14 protein-coding genes are annotated in these 18611 nt (G+C 41.7%); 9 read left to right on the top strand and 5 right to left on the bottom strand.

Annotated features, from left to right (window positions below):
* Position 1: 1 nt before the first annotated feature.
* The 4 genes from IE080_RS12125 to IE080_RS12110 are packed head-to-tail and all read left to right on the top strand — an operon-like array spanning position 2 to position 4248.
* A complete protein-coding gene (locus IE080_RS12125) occupies positions 2–712 on the top strand; it encodes a DUF4129 domain-containing protein (protein ID WP_189582757.1) in 711 nt (236 codons plus the stop codon).
* Entirely contained in the window at positions 709–1923 is a 1215-nt protein-coding gene (locus IE080_RS12120; RefSeq protein WP_189582754.1) for a DUF4350 domain-containing protein, read from the top strand. Before IE080_RS12125 ends, IE080_RS12120 begins: the two co-directional genes overlap by 4 nt.
* A complete protein-coding gene (locus tag IE080_RS12115; RefSeq protein ID WP_189582751.1) occupies positions 1910–2911 on the top strand; it encodes an AAA family ATPase in 1002 nt (333 codons plus the stop codon). Before IE080_RS12120 ends, IE080_RS12115 begins: the two co-directional genes overlap by 14 nt.
* Positions 2911–4248 (top strand): DUF58 domain-containing protein, encoded by a 1338-nt coding sequence (locus IE080_RS12110; protein ID WP_189582748.1) that lies wholly within the window; start codon positions 2911–2913, stop codon positions 4246–4248. Before IE080_RS12115 ends, IE080_RS12110 begins: the two co-directional genes overlap by 1 nt.
* Positions 4249–4253: 5 nt before the next feature.
* Here the strand turns inward: IE080_RS12110 and rodA are convergent, their stop codons facing one another.
* The 5 genes from rodA to IE080_RS12085 are packed head-to-tail and all read right to left on the bottom strand — an operon-like array spanning position 4254 to position 9714.
* The gene (gene rodA, locus IE080_RS12105; protein WP_189582745.1) at positions 4254–5531 is read right to left on the bottom strand and encodes a rod shape-determining protein RodA; all 1278 of its coding nucleotides are present in this window, start codon (positions 5529–5531) and stop codon (positions 4254–4256) included.
* 1 nt (position 5532) lies between these two features.
* Positions 5533–7332, bottom strand: a complete 1800-nt coding sequence (mrdA, locus tag IE080_RS12100) for a penicillin-binding protein 2 (RefSeq protein ID WP_189582743.1) — start codon at positions 7330–7332, stop codon at positions 5533–5535.
* On the bottom strand, positions 7332–7853 hold the full coding sequence (locus IE080_RS12095; RefSeq protein WP_189582739.1) for a rod shape-determining protein MreD: 522 nt from the start codon (positions 7851–7853) through the stop codon (positions 7332–7334). Before IE080_RS12095 ends, mrdA begins: the two co-directional genes overlap by 1 nt.
* The gene (mreC, locus tag IE080_RS12090; protein ID WP_189582736.1) at positions 7846–8679 is read right to left on the bottom strand and encodes a rod shape-determining protein MreC; all 834 of its coding nucleotides are present in this window, start codon (positions 8677–8679) and stop codon (positions 7846–7848) included. Before mreC ends, IE080_RS12095 begins: the two co-directional genes overlap by 8 nt.
* A 6-nt stretch (positions 8680–8685) precedes the next feature.
* Positions 8686–9714, bottom strand: coding sequence for a rod shape-determining protein (locus IE080_RS12085; RefSeq protein WP_189582733.1), 1029 nt, complete (start codon positions 9712–9714; stop codon positions 8686–8688).
* A gap of 213 nt (positions 9715–9927) precedes the next feature.
* On the opposite strand from IE080_RS12085, the gene rimP reads away from it, so the two are divergent.
* From rimP to uvrA, 5 genes are all read left to right on the top strand, one after another.
* Positions 9928–10398, top strand: coding sequence for a ribosome maturation factor RimP (gene rimP / locus IE080_RS12080; protein ID WP_189582731.1), 471 nt, complete (start codon positions 9928–9930; stop codon positions 10396–10398).
* 5 nt (positions 10399–10403) lie between these two features.
* Positions 10404–11651, top strand: coding sequence for a transcription termination factor NusA (gene nusA / locus IE080_RS12075; protein ID WP_189582728.1), 1248 nt, complete (start codon positions 10404–10406; stop codon positions 11649–11651).
* A gap of 62 nt (positions 11652–11713) precedes the next feature.
* A complete protein-coding gene (gene infB / locus IE080_RS12070; RefSeq protein WP_189582725.1) occupies positions 11714–14767 on the top strand; it encodes a translation initiation factor IF-2 in 3054 nt (1017 codons plus the stop codon).
* A gap of 55 nt (positions 14768–14822) precedes the next feature.
* The gene (locus IE080_RS12065; RefSeq protein WP_189582722.1) at positions 14823–15014 is read left to right on the top strand and encodes a hypothetical protein; all 192 of its coding nucleotides are present in this window, start codon (positions 14823–14825) and stop codon (positions 15012–15014) included.
* A 666-nt stretch (positions 15015–15680) separates the two neighbouring features.
* On the top strand, positions 15681–18533 hold the full coding sequence (gene uvrA, locus IE080_RS12060) for an excinuclease ABC subunit UvrA (protein WP_229800614.1): 2853 nt from the start codon (positions 15681–15683) through the stop codon (positions 18531–18533).
* Positions 18534–18611: the final 78 nt, after the last annotated feature.

The following is an 18611-nucleotide window of genomic DNA, read 5'->3' as shown; positions in this document are numbered from 1 at the left end:
TATGTTGAAACGGGTGATTTTTTTGTTGCTTATGCTTTCCCTTGCCATGGTAGGTTGTGAGGATAGCTTCGCTGCACCTGTCAGTGAACCTTTGAGCCTTGGCGATACTTATATCGATGAGTACCTGGCCAATTCCGACTATAATTACCAAGAATTGAACGATGGAGAAAACTGGTTTGAGAAGTTGAAGCGAAAGGTGAAGCAGGTTGTCATGAAGTTTCTTAGATGGCTTTTGGGAGATGGGAGGTTTGATACTGCTGCAGAATTCATTTTTCAGGCTTTACCCTACATTGCAATCCTTGTGCTTTCAGGGCTTTTAATTTGGTTGGTCAGCAAATACGAAATGTATCCCGGTAGGGACAAAAAACTTTCTCCTATCCAAGTGGGCATTTCCGATGATGAAGCGATTATGGAGCGGTCGGATATTCAGCAACTGATAGAAGAGGCAGTGGCAAGAGGGGATTTTCGTTCGGCAGTTCGGTACTCTTATTTGCAACTTTTGAAGAAAATGAAGGAGCAAACCCTCATCGATTGGAAAATTCAAAAAACAAATCATGAGTATGTATCGGAACTTCCAGAGGGAGGATTAAAAGCAAGTTTTGCGCAAGTGACAAGGGTCTACGATTACATTTGGTATGGAGGGTTTGAGTTGGACCGGTCGGGCTTTGATGCCGTACGAAGAAGTTTCCATCAAGTCGAAAAGGAACTATGAAGACAAGGCAGCAACAGGTTTTGGTAGGGGTTTTATTGGCTCTTGTCCTCATTATTTTAATCCTACAGGCAACTGCCAAGCCGCCCCTCAATTGGAAGGAAAGTTATGATCGCATGGATAAGTCTCCCTATGGAGGGAGGGTGTTTTATGAGCAGTTTCTCAAAGCTATAGACCCAACTCCTGTGAAAGAAATCCATGTGTCCACGTATGAGTGGCTTCGTTCAGAGCCGGGGGATGGTACTTTGTTGGTGTTCAATAGCTCATTTTACTCGGATAAGGAAACGACCAAGAGGCTTTTGCAGTGGATAGAAGCGGGAAACACAGCCTTTATTTCTGCACGGTACATGGAAGAGCGATTTTTGGATTCCTTAGGAATAAAAATTCAATCTATCATTGAACTTGAAAATTTCCGGGAGCATTCAAGCCTTTTTGTAGGGGAAGAGCAGGGGGGCACAAGCAATGAGTTTCGCTTCGAACGAATCACCCCACTTACCTATTTTTCCTTTACTGACTCCTTAGCCATTCAAGTGCTGGGGAGCAATAAGTTTGCAGATTCTACCAAGGATGCTTTGCCAAATTTTATTCAGCTGTCGTATGGAGAGGGCCAGGTATTGTTGCATTTATTCCCTTTGGCATTCAGCAATTATTTCTTGTTAGACAAAGAAAATAAAACCTATACAGAAGCCATTCTTGGATACTTACCCATGGATCAGCCGATTTTTTATGACCATTACATTAAAAACGGGAAATCCATTTTTGCTTCACCCATGTACCTTTTTCTTTCCAATCAGCACTTGAAATGGGCCTATTACTCCGTCGTTGCTATGCTCCTGTGTTGGATCGTATTTGAAGGTAGACGGAAGCAACGAAGTATTCCCGTAATCAAGCCATTGGCGAATCAGACGGTGGATTTTGCAGAGACGATTGCCTCCATGTATCTGGAGAAAAAGGCCTATCATGAGAACATCCTGCAACAGATTACCCTCTTTTTGGAGTATTGTAGGAATACATTTAGGGTTTCCACGGAGACAATTGATGAGGAAGTCATTCAAAAAATCGCCGCTAGATCCGGCTACCCTTTGGAAAAAACGAGAGAGCTATTTGCCTATGTAGCCATCTTAGAACATAAGAAAGAAAGCACACAGGCAGATGTGATTGCATTACATAAAAAAATCAACGAGTTTAAATTGGTTCAACATGGAAGAAAATAAAGAACAAGATTCAGGTGAAATGGCTTTTGAAAGCAGGTTGCCGCTTCAGGAATTGCGCAAAGCCGTAACTGCAATCAAGGCAGAAATCAGAAAGGTAATTATAGGACAGGATGAGTTGGTTGATTTGCTTTTGGTGGGCATGTTGGCCAAGGGGCATGTGTTGATAGAAGGGGTCCCCGGGATTGCGAAGACGATTACGTCCAAACTATTTGCCAAGAGCTTGGAAGTGGGGTTTGGCAGAATTCAGTTTACGCCGGATCTGATGCCCAGTGACGTATTGGGTACCTCGATTCTGAATATGCAAAAGGGAAGCTTTGAGTTTAAGAAGGGGCCAATTTTCTCCAATTTGATTCTTATTGATGAGATCAATCGGGCCCCAGCCAAAACCCAATCGGCCTTGTTTGAGGTGATGGAAGAGCGACAGGTAACCATGGACGGGATTCGGTACACGATGGAGGCTCCTTTTATGGTCTTAGCCACGCAAAATCCGATCGAGCAAGAGGGAACCTATAATCTTCCCGAAGCCCAATTGGATAGATTTCTCTTCAAGATTACATTGGATTACCCAGATTTAGATCAGGAGTTTGAGATACTCAAGAGTCATCATGCCAGAAAATCAGCAGATGCTTTGGGGCAGATTCAATCCGTGCTAAAGCCAGAAGCCTTGATTGTCTATCAGGAGCTGACAGCTGAGGTAAGTGTGGAGGAGAAGATTTTGAGATACATTTCTGAAATTGTCGTGCGTACGAGGAACCATCCAAGCCTATATTTGGGAGGCTCACCACGTGCGAGTTTGGCGATTATGAATGCTTCCAAAGCGATGGCTGCCATAGATGGAAGGGACTTTGTGATCCCCGAAGATATCAAAAAAGTGGTCACTCCTGTGCTACGTCACAGAATCCTGCTAAGTCCCGAACGGGAGATGGAAGGACTCAGTACTGATACTGTCATTGAAGGCATCGTTCAATCTGTAGAAATCCCTCGCTGATGCTTAAAAAGTTTATCCAACAGTTATTTTTAGGGTATCGGCTTTATGCGGTACTGCTTGGATTGAGTGTAATCTTTTTGCTCTCATATTGGATTGCTTTTTTGTTTCCCGTTGGGATTATCCTGCTTTGGAGCTTGGCTTTTTTGTTGGTATTGGATACGATTATCCTTTTTCGAAAACAGGATGCATTGTTTGCTCAACGCTTATTGCCAGAGAAGTTTTCCAATTCAGATGTGAATGAGGTCCGGTTGTTATTGGATAACCACTTGGCCATTCCAATTACCTACACCATCATCGATGAGATACCTGTACAATTTCAAAAAAGAGATTTTGAACTTAAAGGGGAGCTACCGTCCAAAGAAGAAATAACATTAGTGTATCAGCTGATTCCTTTGGAGAGAGGAGAATATTATTTCGGGGATTTGCATGTATTTGTGCAAAGTAAGTTGGGGTTGGTCAAACGAAGGTTGAGTTTCCAGCGGGGGCAATTGGTCAAGGTATATCCCTCCTTTATTCAAATGCAGCAATATGATTTTTTGGCCAATGATACCAAAAGAGTGGATCAGGGCTTAAAGAAGATCCGAAGAATCGGACATACCTTGGAATTTGAGCAAATCAAGGAATACAGCCTTGGGGATGATGTGCGCTCGATCAATTGGAAAGCCACAGCTAAAGCGGCGAATCTGATGGTCAATCAGTTTCAGGATGAAAAGTCTCAGCCGATTTATTCCATTTTGGACATGGGGAGGGTGATGCAGATGCCATTTGAAGGCCTGAGTCTTTTGGATTATGCGATCAATAGTTGCCTTGCTTTTTCCAATATTGCCATCAAGAAAGGAGATAAAGCAGGGGTGGTTACATTTTCCCATACCATCCATAAATCACTCGCAGCTAGTAACCGCAAAACTCATTTGTTGGGTATTTTGGAAATGCTCTATGGCCTGAAGACAGATTATTTGGACACGGATTTTGGGCTGTTATACACTTGGCTAAAGCGCAAGGTCAATCAACGAAGCATGGTCATTCTTTTTACCAATTTTGAGCATCAATCTGCATTGGAGCGGCAGATGCCTTACCTACAGGCAATAGCCAAGCAGCACCTACTGGTAGTGGTCATGTTCGAAAATACCTTGCTTGAGTCTGTGGCATCCGAGCCATCGGAACGTATTTCGGATGTATTGATGCAAACCATTGCAGGTAAGTTTCTTTACGATAAGCGGCTGATGGCCAAAGAACTCAACCGTCATGGCATCCAAACCATCTTGACCAAACCCAAGGACTTGAGCATTAATACGATCAACAAGTACTTAGAATTGAAGGCGAGGGGCTTGATTTAAATTAACTAATTCATCCTTCCCAACAACTGAATCCTATGGGAGTCCAGTTTGATAAAGATGAACAATAAAATCGTAAAAGACCAAAGCGAGGAGCCTCCGTAGCTAAAGAATGGGAGTGGTATCCCGACCACAGGAAACAGTCCGATGGTCATAGAGATATTAACCATCACATGAAAGAGTAGAATAGAAACTACACAATACCCATAGATCCTTGAAAATCTATTTTTTTGGCGCTCAGCAAGAAAAATCAACCGAATGAGTAACGTACAGAAAAGAATTAAAACCACTGTGCTTCCAACCCAACCAAACTCTTCTCCTAAAGTACAGAAGATAAAGTCCGTATGTTGCTCGGGAACAAAGTCAAATTTTGTTTGGGTTCCTTCTAGGTAGCCTTTGCCCCAAAAACCACCCGAACCAATGGCAATTTTGGACTGTGTGACATTCCAGCCTACTCCTAGGGGATCTAGGTCAGGATTGAATAACACCATGATTCGGTTTTGTTGGTGTTCTGGTAATTTGGATACCACGTAATCTAAGCTGTAGATGTAAACTACTGTGAAAATTCCAATTCCCACAAGTGCAACGATCCTCCCAATTCGTTTTTTCCCTGTTATTATCAATAATAAAATAATGGCAAAAACTCCACCAACTAGGTATAGGTTATTTTCAATCCCTAATGCAAGCAAAGAGATTGCAATAAAAGCCAGGCCTAAGATATAGTATGTTTGAGGCATCCCTTCTCTGTAAAGCATGATAAAGAATGCAAAGTACACCATTGCAGTCCCTGTGTCGGGTTGCAACATGATCAAAATCACCGGTATCATGATAATAATTACGGCCTGTAGTTGGTGCTTGACTTGGGAGAGATCAAAACTTGGTCTTTCCATATACTTAGCCAATGCCAAAGCAGTTGTAAATTTTGCAAATTCAGATGGCTGGATTCGAAATGAACCAACACCAATGGAAAGAATTTGACCGTTGACTTCTTTTCCAATAAATGGGGTAACAATTAGCAAGACTAAAAATAATATGTATAAAATCCAGGCTAGATTATCAAATGCTCTATAATCTGCGACCATAATCAGTAAAATAATTATGAATGCCGCACCAATTCTGACTAACTGTTGTCCTGAATTGATGGAAAGGTCAAAAATACTTTTTGGAAATTGCTCGTCAAAAACAGCAGCATAGATGTTGAACCACCCAAAAATTACAAGACAGGCATATATACTGACTGTTAACCAATCGATTTTATTTAAATATAAGTCGTCTTTATTTCTCACCTTACATAAATTTTCCTACCAGCACATACTCTTCCAATGCCTCTCGGGTAATGTAGCCTCGGATATACTTTTCTATCATCAAGCTCGCCGTGCTTGCAGCTGCACGACCACCCCAGCCTGCATTTTCTACATACACTGCGATGGCGATTTTAGGGTCTTCCTTAGGGGCAAAAGCCACGAAAACCGAATGATCTTCTCCTTGAGGATTTTGGGCTGTACCTGTTTTTCCGGCGACAGTAATATCTTTGATAGCTGCTCTCGCCGCTGTACCATAGATGGCCTCTGCCATGGCGTCTTGTACCATATCAAAGTGATGAGAATCTACCCCTACTTCAATTTTTGTTCGGTATTTGATATCGATTTTCGTTGGATCTCCATCTATTGCCTTGATCAAATGAGGAGTATAATAATAGCCTTTGTTAGCGAAAATTGCAGCTAAGTTGGCCATCTGCAAAGGTGTCACAAGCATTTCTCCCTGACCAATGGAAAGAGAATAAATGGTGGAGTATTTCCAACGATTGGGTCCATAAACCCGATCGTATAATTTGCTTGAAGGGATGGAACCGCCCTTTTCATTGAATAAATCAATCCCCAAAGGCCCGCCAAGACCAAACTTCATTACCTTTTCTCTCCATTCATTGAGACCAATTTCTGTATCTTTAAAGGTATTACGAGATACCTCACGATTGATCATCATTCTGTAGGCCTGATGATAGTAAGGATTACAAGAGTATTTGATTGCTCCAAAAAGATTAACAGGATTGGGGTGATTATGACAAGCTACCAAGGAGCGATTGCAGGAAAGTGTCGTATTGGGATTTAATACGCCCATCTGCAAACCAATCAGCGATTGTACAACCTTAAAGATCGAACCTGGAGGGTACATGGCCATGATAGGCCTGTTAAACAAAGGCTTGCTGTCATCCCGGTTCAACAGTAAATAATTGGACCCAAATTTGGCACCTGTCAATAGATTAGGGTCATAGGTAGGTGCTGAAATCATGGCAAGGATTTCTCCAGTTTTAGGCTCAATTGCAACCACAGATCCCCGCTTTCCAGCCATCAATAATTCTCCGTATTCTTGGAGAGCAAGGTCAATGGTAGAGGTGATGTTATGGCCTGCCACCGAAGCAGTGTCGTATTCTCCACTTTTAAACGGCCCCTTATCAACGCCACGAACGTTGACCATTTTATATTTGACACCTTTGACTCCACGAAGGGTATTTTCGTAGTATCCTTCGATACCACTAAGACCTACAAAGTCTCCTTGTCTGTAGTATTTTAGAGTATCACGTTCGAGCTGCCGTGCAGAAATCTCCCCAATATAACCAAGGGCATTAGCGGCCGCTGGTTGTGGATAAGATCGTACCGAACGGGTCATTACAAAAAGTCCAGGATAATCTATCAGATAATCCTGAATTCTGGCAAAATCAGTTGTAGATATCTGTTTTACCAAAGGAGAAGGTTTAACACTTGAATATTTTCGTGCAGCTGTGTAGTTCTCAATCAAGTGCTCTTTACTGATTTGAAAAATTTCACAAAAGCGGGCTGTATCCTTCACCGTGAATTCCCGTGGAATGACCATCAAATCAAAAATCGGATTGTTGTATACCAAGATTTTGCCTGTACGATCGTAGACAAGCCCTCTGTATGGGTGGTCTACCACTCGTTGAATAGCGTTCCTTTCAGCCCTTTTCAAAAAGCTGTCGTCCAATACCTGAATTGAGAATAATCTTGCTACAATTATCAACCCCACCAATATTATTGCGATGCTGAGGATGATAGGTCTTTGTTCATTCATTAAACACCCCTTCTTCTCCTGTAAAATAACAGTTGAACAATTATACTAATTATAAATACAAAGGTAGCACTGAATACGGTTTTTTGAATCACAGGTATGAACAAATCTGTGCCCAACATTTCTATTGAAAAAAACAGAAAATGATGAATTAAAAAAAGCGGTATACTATAAGTGAGAAACCAACCAAAGCCCATGTTTAAAAATGTAGGTTGCAAATCCTCATCATACCCTCCCGTAGGAGTGATAATTTTGATCCATTGATTACGGATAAAGCCTATCACTAATAAACTTGCTGTGTGAATCCCCATCGTATCATAAAAAAGATCAACAGAGATACCAATTATAAAAGAAATCAAAAGCATCGTTATAACTTTAAATTCCAATGGAAGTAATAAGAGGTACAGCACATACAAAAAGCAAAACACCACCCCAAATATGACCATGTTTTTCAAAATCAGAACCTGAACTAGCAGGAATAAGAAAAAGCTTACTATGAGATAAAAAATCTTTCTACTATTCATTACTTATGCTGCTTGATTCGTATAATTCATCCAATTCCTGCTCCTGATTGTTTTCTACTAAGTAGACATATGAAATTCTAGTAAAATCAGTTGATAATTCTAAAGTAATATCTAGGTAGTTTGTTTCTTTCCCCGGCTGAACATTGATGACTTTTCCTATGGAGATTCCTTCAGGAAAGACTGCATTATATCCGGAGGTTACGATTTCATCCCCGATTTCAATTGATACGTGTCGAGGAACATAGAGCATTTTTGCACGCTTTGGATCTGCGGCGTCCCATTTAGTAGAGCCGAATACCTCAGATGATTTGACCTTGGAAGAAACCAATAAATCGGTATGTAGCAAGGATATGACAGAAGCAAAATTCTTGGTCACGGCTTTCACTCTGCCTACTACTCCTTCTTCATTAAACACTCCCATACCTTCTTTGATACCATGGGCCGAACCACGGTTGATGGTCAGGTAGTTTTGGCTGTGATGGATGGAGTTATTGATGACCTTTGCTCCCTTAAATTGAAAACTTGCGCTCAAGACACTATCCAATTCAATATACACGGAGTCTGCAGGTCTTTTGAATTTTTCTAATTCGGCTAATAGGTTGGCATTTTTATCTACCAGTGCCTTATTGACTGTAGCCAAAGAGAAATAGTCCAACACGTTGGATTGCGTATTCAGGATAGAACCACTGAGTTGATTGGCACTGTTAAGTGCAGCTGATCCCTGCTGAGAGTTATTGGAAACTATCAGAAAAATAGCAATGGCCTCTAATGCTACGAATAGCAAAAAGGCCCGAATTCGATATAAGAACAGGAAAATCCGCTGCATTCTTCATTAAGTCATCAAAACTGTCCTGAAGTTATGAATATTTTTCAAAGCTGTACCTGTACCTCTCACCACCGCTCTTAAAGGATCTTCGGCAATGTGTATAGGAAGCTTCGTTTTTTGATGCAATCGTTTATCCAAACCTTTCAATAAGGCACCACCACCAGTCAAGTGAATACCGTTATCATAAATATCAGCAGATAGCTCTGGTGGAGCGATTTCCAAGGCTTTCAGTACCGCTTCTTCGATTTTGGATACAGATTTATCCAAAGCGAATGCAATTTCAGAATATGATACTTTAATAACTTTTGGAATTCCTGTCATCAGATCTCTCCCTCTGATTTCGTAATCTTCCGGAGCATCGTCCAATTCCGTCAAGGCAGAGCCGATTGCAATTTTAACTTTTTCAGCAGAGCGCTCTCCTATCAGCAGATTGTGCTGTCTGCGCATATAGTCCAAAATGTCCTTGGTGAAGGTGTCTCCTGCCACCCGGATCGATTGATCGGCGACAATACCGGACAAAGCGATAAGGGCAATCTCTGTTGTTCCTCCCCCGATGTCCACAATCATTGAGCCCATCGGTTTTTCAATATCAATACCGATACCGATAGCCGCCGCAATCGGTTCGTAAATCATATACACTTCTTTGGCTCCTGCATGTTCTGCAGAATCACGTACCGCTCTTTTTTCTACTTCGGTTATCCCGGATGGTATACATATTACCATTCTATGGGATTTAGGAAACATCCCTTTATTATGACCTGGGATCATTTTTATTAATCCTCTGATCATTTGTTCTGCGGCGTAGAAGTCCGCAATCACTCCATCTTTTAATGGACGGATGGTTTTGATATTCTCATGCGTTTTTTCATGCATGTTCATTGCATCCCTCCCTACTGCCAGCACTCTATTAGAAGATCTGTCAATAGCAATAATGGAAGGCTCGTCTACAACAATTTTATCTTTATGTATAATTAGTGTATTGGCTGTTCCTAAATCTATGGCAATGTCGCTTGAAAAAAAGTCGAATAAACCCATTCTGTTGTTAAATTATGTCTCGTTTGTGCCGCTAATTTAGCATTAATAATGCCAAATATTCCCTGTGGGTCGGCAAAATTATTATCTAATTCCCAATTTCTTACAAGAATGCTGTTTTTTTTTGTGGGAATATTTTTCTTACATTTGTGAAATAATATCCGAATGCATGAGGGGACTTGAGTCCCCTCTTTCATTTGTTAGGATTGAAAAGTTATGAATGTCAAGGAAAGCATAGAAGAAATAGTATTGAAGCATCTGCCAGATGAAACTCATTTTGTGGTGGATGTTCAAGTACTGGAAAAGTCCTCGAAGACTTCAGTCAAGATCTTAATTGATGCAGATCAGGGACTTAATATCGACACCTGCGCTATTGTGAGTAGAGCAGTGGGTGAGGAAATTGAAGCCAAAGAGATTTTAAGTGATGCATATATCTTAGAAGTATCCTCCCCTGGGTTGGATTTTCCATTAAACTCTAAAAGGCAATATGTGAAAAATATTGGCAGATCTCTTAAAGTTACATTAGATGACGGTAAAGAGATTCAAGGAGAATTGATAGGCGTGGAGACTTTCGGTCTTCAGCTGAAGGTAAAGGTGAAAGAAAAAGGTAAGAAATCAGTGGAGGAGGAAATGACCCTTCCATTTGAGCAAATAAAAAAATCAATTGTATTAGTCTCATTTAAATAACAACGATGGATGCTAAAGTTCTAATAGATTCCTTTGCAGAGTTTGCAAGATCTAAAAATGTGGATCGACCTACCATGATCCGTATTCTGGAAGATGTCTTCAGGGCGATGATTCGCAAGAAGTATGAGAACGATGAAAACTTTGATGTGACCATCAACGCTGATAAGGGAGACTTGGAAATCCTCAGAATTAGAGAAATCGTCGATGATAACTCCGAAGATATTTGGGATTTAGATAAGATCTCTTTGACTGAAGCGAGACAAATTGAGCCTGATTTCGAAGTTGGCGAGGAAGTGTACGAGAAAATCGAGTTAGAAGATTTCGGTAGAAGAGCAGTGCAAATGGCAAGACAGACTTTGATTCAAAAAATCAAAGATTTGGAAAAAGACTTGTTATTCAATCAGTACGAGGAGCTTGTAGGTGAAATTGTTTCAGCAGAAGTGTACCAAGTATTGGGTAGAGAGGTATTGTTGATTGATGGAGAAGGCAATGAATTGATTCTTCCCAAAGGTGAGCAAATCCCGAAAGATAGATTTAGAAAGGGGGATAATGCCCGCGCTATCGTACATAAGGTAGAAATGGTTAATGGCAATCCAAAGATCATTTTATCCAGAACTTCTCCGATTTTCTTGGAGCGTTTGTTTGAAAACGAAGTTCCTGAGGTCTTTGACGGCTTGATTACCATTAAAAAGATCGTTAGAGAACCAGGAGAGCGTGCCAAAGTAGCGGTAGAATCTTACGATGATAGAATCGACCCCGTAGGAGCTTGCGTAGGTATGAAAGGGAGTAGAATTCACGCAATTGTACGTGAATTGCAAAATGAGAATATTGACGTTATCAACTACACAGATAACCTTGAATTGTATGTACAACGTGCCTTGAGTCCTGCAAAAGTGACTTCAATCAACGTGGACAAAGATAAATTGCGAATCTCTGTATTCTTGAAGCCGGATCAAGTATCCATGGCGATTGGTAAAGGAGGATTCAATATTCGTTTGGCTTCTCGCTTAGTTGGATATGAAATTGACGTATTCAGAGAGTTGGGTGAGTTGGAAGATGAAGATGTGGACTTGGAAGAGTTCGCCGACGAAATCGAGCACTGGATTATCGACGAATTTAAGAAGACAGGTTTGGATACTGCCAAGAGTGTCTTGACTTTGACTAAAGATGATTTGTTGAGAAGAACAGAGCTAGAAGAAGAGACTATTGAGGAGGTCTTTAGAATCCTCAGACAGGAATTTGAACAGGAATAAAAAAATATTCCCCAATTATTGGGTTATATTTGTAAAAAATTAAGAGAGAGAGTTTTTAGCGTATGTCAGAAGATAAAACTATGCGATTGGGCCAAGTAGCCAGAAAACTAAATGTGGGTATTTCCACATTGGTAGATTCTTTGGGCAAAAAAGGCTTCGATGTAGAAAACAACCCGAATTCTAAGATCAACATAGAGCAGTTTAATATGTTGGCCAAGGAATTCAAATCTTCCGCTATGGAGAAAGAAGAAGCGTCCCATTTGCATATTGGGAAACGTCATCATGAAAATTTCACCATAGAGGCAGAATCCGAGGCGAAGGAAGAGAAAAAGTCTGAGCCTACTCCAGAACCTAAGCCAGCAGCAAAGTCGGCACCTGTAGCGCCTTCGGCGAAAGAAGAAAAAGCTCCTGAGCCGGAAAAGGAAAAAGTTGCAGTGGATGCGCCTAAGCTGCAAGGAATCAAGGTTTTGGGAAAAATCGATTTGAATCCGAAAAAAGAGCAACCTGCACCTGAGCCTGTACAAGCAAAGGTGGAGCCAGCTAAACCTGCTCCAGCACCTGAAGCTAGCAAGCCAGCCCCTGCTCCAAAACCAAGCCCAGCCCCTGAACAAAAAACTGCTAGTTCGGAGGAAAAAGCTGCGCCACAACCTCAGGCTGTGAAGCCTCAGTCTCCTGACACTCGCGTAAATGAAACTCTTGTTCAGACAGCTGCTTCTAAAGCGCCTGCTCCTACGAAAGCGGAAACAGCTCCTACTTCGGAACCGGCTAAACCATCCGAAGAACAGAAGCCTATCGCTGCTGCTCCAGCTGCACCTGCCCCGACTGCGGAAGAAAACGTTCCTATGGAATTGATTTCAGCAAAAGCAGATGCATTAAAGGGTTTGACAGTTTTAGGAAAAATTGTACTTCCTGATGAGCGTTCCAAGAAAAAGGGAGGTAAGCCAGTAGCGTCTTCTGATGAGAAGAACAAAGACAACAAAAAGAAAAGACCTCGTAAGAGAATCGATAAAAAACCAGGACAAGGAGATCGTCCAGCAGCAGCTGGAGGAGATGCCAACAAGCCTGCACAAGGTCAGGGTCAAGGCCAAAGACCTGCTGGTCAAGGACAAGGTCCAAGACCGGGGGGAGGACAAGGTGGTCAAAGACCTGGAGATAGAAGACCTCAACAAGGAGGTCGTGGAAATCAACGTCCTGCTCAAAACACCAACCGAGTACAAAAAGCTGAACCTACTCAGAAAGAAATCCAAGATCAGATCAAACAAACACTTGCACGATTGCAGGGTGGTGGTAAGTCTGGTGGTAAATCCAAAAGAAGAGACAAACGTGCTGAGCGTCAGCGCGAGGAAATGGAGGGAGAAGAGGAAAGCAAAATCCTAAGAGTAACCGAATTTATCTCCGCTAACGACTTGGCTTCCTTAATGGATGTGTCTGTTAACGAGGTGATTTCTACATGCTTGTCTCTCGGGATGTTCGTGTCTATCAATCAACGATTGGATGCGGAAGCCATTACAATCATCACAGATGAATTTGGATACGAAGTTGAATTCTCTAAGCCGGATGAAGAAATTGATGAGGTAGAACAAATTGACAGCGAAGAGGAATTAGTACATAGAGCCCCGATTGTTACTATCATGGGTCACGTAGATCATGGTAAGACATCCTTGCTCGATTATATCAGAAGGTCAAAAGTGACTGCTGATGAGGCAGGAGGTATCACTCAGCACATTGGTGCTTATGATGTAACGACCACCAATGGAGATAAAATTGCATTTTTGGATACGCCAGGTCACGAAGCCTTTACAGCTATGCGTGCCCGTGGTGCGAAAATCACGGACGTCGCTATCATTGTAATTGCTGCGGATGATAGTATCATGCCTCAAACCAAAGAAGCCATCAACCATGCGCAAGTAGCGGGTGTACCGATGATCTTTGCCATCAATAAAGTGGATAAGCCAAATGCTAATCCTGAAAAAATCAAGGAGGAATTGGCCAATATGAATTTGTTGGTGGAGGATTGGGGTGGTAAATATCAGTCTCAAGACATTTCCGCAAAAACAGGAGCAGGTGTAGACGAATTATTGGAAAAAGTATTGTTAGAAGCTGAAATTCTTGAACTGACTGCTAATCCAAATAAAAATGCCATGGGTACTGTGATTGAAGCATCTTTGGATAAAGGAAGAGGATATGTTGCCACTGTAATGGTACAAGCAGGGACCTTGAAAATAGGAGATGTCATGCTAGCCGGACCTCATTATGGCCGTGTAAAAGCCATGTTTGATCACAAAGGTAAACGCATGAAGGAGGTCGGTCCATCAACTCCCGTACAAGTATTAGGTTTAGGTGGTGCACCTCAGGCAGGTGATACGTTTAAAGTTTACGATAACGAGCGCGAGGCAAGAGACATTGCTAATTCTAGAGAGCAAATCCTAAGAGAGCAATCCTTGAGAACGAAGAAGCATATTACCTTGGATGAAATTGGTCGTCGCTTAGCTATTGGATCTTTCAAGGAATTGAATATCATTATCAAAGGTGATGTGGATGGTTCAGTAGAGGCACTTTCTGATTCCCTATTGAAATTGTCAAAAGCAGAAGTTTCTGTAAATATTATTCATAAGGCGGTTGGACAGATTTCCGAGTCCGATGTATTATTGGCTTCTGCTTCAGATGCGATCATCATCGGATTTAATGTGAGACCATCTTCAAATGCGAAGAAGCTTGCTGAAAATGAGGAGATTGAAATCAGACATTACTCCATCATCTACGATGCGATCAATCAAATTAAGGATGCTATTGAAGGTATGTTGGAGCCTGAATTTGAAGAAATTATCACAGGTAACGTACAAGTTCGTGAGGTATTTAAGATTTCAAAGATCGGTACCGTTGCAGGGTCGTATGTTACGGACGGCTATGTAACTAGGAAAAATAAGATTCGTATTATCCGGGATGGTATCGTAATCCACGACGGAGAGATCGATCAGTTGAAGCGATTCAAGGACGATGTTGCTGAAGTGAAAGCTGGTTATGAATGTGGTATTTCTATCAAAAACTTCAATAATATCCAAATCGACGATATCATTGAGGGCTACATGATGCAGGAAATCAAAAAGAAGAAATAATTGATCATAAAAAGGAGCCTTCGAGCTCCTTTTTTTATGCTTTTTTAATTCAAAGATGTTAGAAGCAATCAGATGGTTTTGTTTGATCCTACTTGGCTGGAGCCTAATCTCCATCCTAGCAGGCCTGTATAAACCGGTCTTAGTCCTTTGGTTCTTGGACCGAATGAATCGCTTGATGGTTCTGAAGTATTATGGGTTGTTAGGATTGCTGGCAGGAGGGCTGTGGTGGTTGTTGGGATTAGGGTGAAATTGGTTTGTATTACATGTACCATGTAGGGGATTGGTTTTTCGAATTTGGAAATTAGAGCCAAGGCAGTAGCGAGAAAAGAGGTGAAATATGCTAACGCAATATAAATTGAAATAAACCTCTACCTGTGGTAGACAGGTTCGGTGATATAATAGCTGTGAATAGGAAAGAAAATTATTCTTAAAAAAAGTGTCATGTAATTTCAGGACGAGACAGCTCGCAGAATACACAGAAAACGCAAAAAAATTCGGATTGAAAAATTTTGTTCCCAATTCAAAAACTGCGTTTTGGCGTGAAACACAGGAAAGCAGGTAATAAGAGATTTTAGGATAGAAGTATTTTTAATTGCTTCGAAGAAATTTCAATTAGACCTTTTTCTTGTGAAGCAGTAGATTACATTAGGCCCGGTTACAGGAGAGCTATTTGTGGATCAGATACTGTTTATTTTAGAATTTTGGAAAGTGATTCTACAGTTGAAATTATGGCGATCATTGCCTGGCAGGATACAAGTCGACTGCCATGACCAATTCAACACGAAAGAATAGGTCGTCTTCTTTATTCCATTATTAAACCATCTATCCAAACTTTGTCCCTCTTTCCAAGTTTTACTTGTAGCATCTCCTGTGATGTGCAGTTTATAATGCGTATTTTTGCCATTTGAATCTCATGCAACAATCCTACATGCCTGATACAGACACCCTGACGGAGCAAAAACAAGAATATATCGAGATCTTCGGAGCTCGTGAACATAACCTCAAAAATATAGACCTTTCCATTCCCCGCAACAAACTTGTAGTCATTACAGGTCTGAGTGGAAGTGGGAAAAGTTCTCTGGCTTTTGATACCATTTACGCAGAAGGCCAACGGCGCTACATGGAAAGTTTCTCTGCCTATGCCCGTTCTTTTTTGGGAGGTATGGAACGTCCCGATGTAGATAAAATCAATGGGCTCTCACCGGTTATTTCCATTGAGCAAAAGACTACTTCTAAAAACCCCCGATCCACCGTAGGCACAGTTACAGAAATCTATGATTTTATGCGTCTGTTGTATGCGCGGGCAGGTGAAGCCTACTCTTACCTCTCCGGTATCAAAATGATCCGGCAGACCGAAGACCAAATCATCGAACAGTTATTTGAAAATTTTTCTGGAAAGAAATTATACATTCTTGCCCCGGTAGTGAAGGGTAGAAAAGGTCATTACCGAGAACTATTTGAGCAAATACGTAAAATGGGCTACTCCAAGGTGCGTGTAGATGGTGTGGTGATGGAGATGGTCCCCAAAATGCAGGTAGACCGTTATAAAATCCACGATATAGAAATTGTGGTTGATCGTATAGTAGCAGAGGAAGAAGACCGTTTCCGGATTTCCCAATCCTTGAAAACTGCCTTAAATTTAGGGAAAGGTGTGATCATGTTGCGCGATGAGTCCGGTGCTATTCACCATTTTTCTAAATATTTGATGGACCCCACCACAGGCTTATCCTACGATGAACCTGCTCCCAATACATTCTCGTTCAACAGCCCATATGGTGCCTGTCCAACCTGTAATGGTCTCGGGGTTACTGAAGAAATCACCAAAGAAAGTATCATTCCAGATCCAAGTTTGAGTATCACCCGTGGTGGCATTGCTCCTATGGGAGAGTATAGGGACATTTGGATTTTCAAAAAAATTGAAGCCATCCTTAAGCATTATAAATGCAGCATGAGTACCCCAATCGGTAAATTGCCCGAAGAGGTGATCAATGTGTTGTTGTATGGGGATAAAATTGAAGTGGCTGTGGACTCCGTAAAGTATCCGGGCACCCAATGGAATACCACATTTGAAGGTATTGTCAATTTTTTACAGAAATACCAAGAAGGAAGCTCTGACAAAATCCAGCAATGGGTCAGCGAATTCACCATTACCAAAACCTGCCCGGATTGCGATGGCTATCGTCTGAAAAAAGAGGCCTTGCATTTCAAAATTGCTGAAAAGCATATTGGGGAGTTGGCGATGATGGACATTCAGACCCTAGGAAGCTGGTTTGAGAATTTGGAGGAGCGCCTATCTGAGCGGCAAAATGTCATTGCCAAAGAGGTTTTGAAAGAAATCAGGAAGCGAATTGGCTTTTTGCTGGACATAGGCTTGGACTATTTATCCTTGAATAGACCTTTGAGAACACTTTCCGGAGGCGAGGCACAACGGATTCGTCTGGCCACGCAGATTGGTACCCAACTCGTCGGTGTTTTATATATTTTGGATGAACCGAGCATTGGTTTGCATCAGCGGGACAATGTCAAATTGATCAAAGCCTTGCAGGATTTGAGGGATTTGGGAAATACCGTCTTGGTAGTGGAGCATGATAAGGATATGATGTTGGATGCGGACTATGTGGTGGATATAGGGCCTGGTGCCGGTAGGCATGGGGGAACCATTGTAGCAGCGGGAACTCCTCAAGAAATTTTGCAGAAGAAAAGTACTACAGCCAAATACTTGTCTGGTGAACTGAAAATTGAAATCCCAGCTCAGAGAAGGACCGGAAATGGACATTTCTTAACACTGAAAGGAGCTTCCGGGAATAACTTGAAGAAGGTGGATTTGAAACTGCCTTTGGGGTCCATGATTTGTGTGACAGGCGTGTCCGGTAGTGGAAAAAGTACCTTGATTCACGAGACCTTGTATCCTATCCTGAATCAGCATTTCTACAACTCGAAAAAGGAACCATTGAGCTATGCTTCCATTGAAGGGTTAAAGCAATTGGACAAAGTCATCGAAGTAGATCAATCTCCTATCGGTCGTACTCCGCGATCTAACCCGGCAACCTATACAGGTGTTTTTTCAGATATTCGAACCCTATTTACTGAGCTGCCAGAGGCTAAAATCCGAGGATACAAACCGGGAAGATTCAGTTTCAATGTCAAAGGAGGAAGATGTGAGGATTGCGAAGGTGCAGGGATGAAATTGATTGAAATGGATTTCTTGCCGGATGTGCATATTCCATGTGAAACCTGCAAGGGCAAGCGGTACAATCGGGAGACCTTGGAAGTTCGCTTTAAAGGAAAATCCATTTCCGATGTGTTGGACATGACTGTGGAGCAGGCTGTGGAGTTTTTTGAAAATCAACCGAAAATTCTCCGAAAAATCAAGACCCTCAACGATGTAGGATTGGGTTATATTACCTTGGGCCAACATGCCACCACGCTATCCGGAGGGGAAGCCCAACGGGTGAAGTTAGCTACTGAATTATCCAAAAAGGATACTGGAAATACCTTCTATATCTTAGATGAGCCTACGACTGGACTGCATTTTCAGGACATCGAACATTTATTGCAGGTACTACATAAGTTGGTGGACAAAGGCAATACGGTTTTGATCATTGAGCACAATTTGGATATCATCAAGGTGGCGGATTATGTGGTGGATCTAGGGCCTGAAGGCGGTAATGGAGGTGGCAGCATCCTTGTGCAAGGAACACCTGAGGTGGTAGCAGAACATCCAAAGAGTTATACGGCCAAGTTTCTTCGTGCTGAACTTGCTTGAATGAGCATTTAACCTGTTATCTCTGATTCTGTACCCTTTTGTAAATTGGTTTTCCTAGACTCAATAGCTCAGGGTATA

This window comes from Mongoliitalea lutea (genome assembly GCF_014652135.1).
GTDB classification, from domain to species: Bacteria; Bacteroidota; Bacteroidia; order Cytophagales; family Cyclobacteriaceae; genus Mongoliitalea; species Mongoliitalea lutea.
Note: the sequence above shows the minus strand (reverse complement) of the source record. Positions and strands in the feature narration are given on the sequence as shown.

Excerpts from the sequence above, each read along its gene's own strand:
- IE080_RS12085 (WP_189582733.1), bottom strand. The coding sequence starts at position 9,714 with ATGGGTTTATTCGACTTTTTTTCAAGCGACATTGCCATAGATTTAGGA.
- mrdA (WP_189582743.1), bottom strand. The coding sequence starts at position 7,332 with ATGAATGAACAAAGACCTATCATCCTCAGCATCGCAATAATATTGGTG.
- rimP (WP_189582731.1), top strand. The coding sequence starts at position 9,928 with ATGAATGTCAAGGAAAGCATAGAAGAAATAGTATTGAAGCATCTGCCA.
- IE080_RS12120 (WP_189582754.1), top strand. The coding sequence starts at position 709 with ATGAAGACAAGGCAGCAACAGGTTTTGGTAGGGGTTTTATTGGCTCTT.
- IE080_RS12110 (WP_189582748.1), top strand. The coding sequence starts at position 2,911 with ATGCTTAAAAAGTTTATCCAACAGTTATTTTTAGGGTATCGGCTTTAT.
- IE080_RS12115 (WP_189582751.1), top strand. The coding sequence starts at position 1,910 with ATGGAAGAAAATAAAGAACAAGATTCAGGTGAAATGGCTTTTGAAAGC.
- infB (WP_189582725.1), top strand. The coding sequence starts at position 11,714 with ATGTCAGAAGATAAAACTATGCGATTGGGCCAAGTAGCCAGAAAACTA.
- IE080_RS12125 (WP_189582757.1), top strand. The coding sequence starts at position 2 with ATGTTGAAACGGGTGATTTTTTTGTTGCTTATGCTTTCCCTTGCCATG.
- uvrA (WP_229800614.1), top strand. The coding sequence starts at position 15,681 with ATGCAACAATCCTACATGCCTGATACAGACACCCTGACGGAGCAAAAA.
- nusA (WP_189582728.1), top strand. The coding sequence starts at position 10,404 with ATGGATGCTAAAGTTCTAATAGATTCCTTTGCAGAGTTTGCAAGATCT.
- mreC (WP_189582736.1), bottom strand. The coding sequence starts at position 8,679 with ATGCAGCGGATTTTCCTGTTCTTATATCGAATTCGGGCCTTTTTGCTA.
- IE080_RS12095 (WP_189582739.1), bottom strand. The coding sequence starts at position 7,853 with ATGAATAGTAGAAAGATTTTTTATCTCATAGTAAGCTTTTTCTTATTC.
- IE080_RS12065 (WP_189582722.1), top strand. The coding sequence starts at position 14,823 with ATGTTAGAAGCAATCAGATGGTTTTGTTTGATCCTACTTGGCTGGAGC.